This window comes from Priestia sp. P5_B4 (assembly GCF_056400385.1).
In genome coordinates, this window is the sequence record NZ_JBFULJ010000733.1 from 1 (window position 1) to 1927 (window position 1927).

2 protein-coding genes are annotated in these 1927 nt (G+C 36.5%); one reads left to right on the forward strand and one right to left on the reverse strand.

The annotated features are described in order from the left end of the window. Window positions 1-5: 5 nt before the first annotated feature. The gene (locus AC1DRF_RS25300) at window positions 6-1307 is read right to left on the reverse strand and encodes a GH25 family lysozyme (RefSeq protein WP_477741989.1); all 1302 of its coding nucleotides are present in this window, start codon (window positions 1305-1307) and stop codon (window positions 6-8) included. A 225-nt stretch (window positions 1308-1532) separates the two neighbouring features. On the opposite strand from AC1DRF_RS25300, the gene AC1DRF_RS25305 reads away from it, so the two are divergent. Further along, window positions 1533-1927, forward strand: a 395-nt coding sequence (locus AC1DRF_RS25305) for an HD domain-containing protein (RefSeq protein WP_477741990.1), incomplete at its 3' end; no start/stop codon positions are given.

A 1927-nucleotide genomic window follows, 5' to 3' on the forward strand; every position in this document is an offset into this window, starting at 1 on the left:
GGAGTTTATTGCTTATAGTACCAGCCTTTTTTATCTAAAAACTGTTTAACTTTTACAAAATCCAGCCCAGCTGCGGTAAGTTCAGCGGACGGATTACCTATTGCATGTACGTGTAATTCACTGTCGATTCCTTCATTTTTTAAGAAAGCACGAAACTCTGTTTCCATGTCTTTACTTAATCCGCCTGTTTTAATTGTAATTGGGATAGGTTCTACGTCTTTCATTTGCCCAAATCCGCCTGGAATAGCCCATGCTGCATTGGTATACCCATATACGCTAAATACTGTGCCTTTTTTTATAGTTCTAAAATTCTCTGTTACATTCGCATATTTGTAGACTCCAATATCCTTCTTCGCTTTTACTTGAAAAGAATATTTATCTCCGAGTGAAGTAACCTTTGGTAATGATTCTTCGACAGGATTACTTACACCCTTAAGCAATTCCATCATTTTAGCTAATGTTGTCTCATCAGCTTTTCCAGTTGACGTTAATCCATACTTTTCTTGAAGAGCTTTAACAGCTGCAACAGTTTCGCTGCCATATTGACCATCGGTTCCTTGCTGGGAAAGTTCAAATCCTAATCTAATTAAGTTTTGCTGCAGTTCTTTTACAGCTAGTCCGCTATCACCTTGCTGCAATTGTGCTGATGGCTTATTATTTTCCACCACCGTCACGCCTGTATTAATACTATTAAAGAAATCCAGATCCATTTCATTGATATCAACATTGCCTTTAATCCCGTTTACTTTTCCTTGATCTGTATATTGAAACATAGACCATCTATCCCAAATCGCCGTATCACCTGGGTTAGCAAATCCCTTAGAACGGTTACTTCCACTGTAACGAGCTATCCATAGCGGATATCTTGCCACGGCGCTTGTAAAATTGGATTTAATAAAACTATACCCCGTGTAAAGAATAGGCGTAATGCTTGTTTTCCTTTCAATATACTCCATCCATCTGACTGCAAAGGCTGTGACCTGCGCTTTTGTTTTCCCTTTATTCTCTTCCAAATCTAAGCAATGAGGCAAATCAACCTTCATGCTGCCTAATTTATTTAAAAAGAAATTAACTTCTGCGATGGGATCATTATCAGCATGAGCAAAGTGATAAAAGCCTACACGTAGACCTGCATTTTTTGCACCTATATAATTATCATATGATTTTTTATCTAAGAAGGTTGTACCTTCTGTTAATTTAATATACGCGCCTTTTACACCATCCGACGCCACTTTTGCCCAATCAATTGTTCCGTTGTGATGAGAAACATCAATGACCTTAATATTTTGATTATTACGGTTTTGCATTGCTATCACTCCTTCATACAAACTATGAATAAAAAAGGAAATGGCAACTGATACAGGCCTATGAAATAGATATTAGGCTTTATAAAAAAACTACACTAAGAAGGGATTTTGGTAGCCTTCCCTTATTATAAGAAATGAATTTGTGCAATTTTATAAAGTGAGGAAAGCTATATTCGTTTATACTAATAATATGAAGATATACTGAATAAAAAGTGGAGGAATATGATGTCTTTAATAAAAGAAGCACGTAGATATGCAGAACACGCTCATAGCGGCCAAATGCGCAAGCTGTCCGATACACCTTATATTGTTCACCCTATTAACGTAGGTACTATTTTAGAAAAAGCAGGTTTTAGTGAAGAAGTAATTGCAGCAGCTTATCTGCATGATGCTGTAGAAGATACAAGTGTAACACTCGAAGAAATTGTACAAAGATTTGGTTTAGAGGTAGCGGGGATTGTTGAAGCTCATACAGAAAACAAATCAAAAAGCTGGGAAGAACGTAAACAGCACACAATTCAAATTGTGAAAACTGGTTCTCTTGAAGTGAAATCTTTAATTGTAGCAGATAAATTAGACAATTTACGGTCTTTAAAAGAAAGCTACGATCAGCAAGGAGA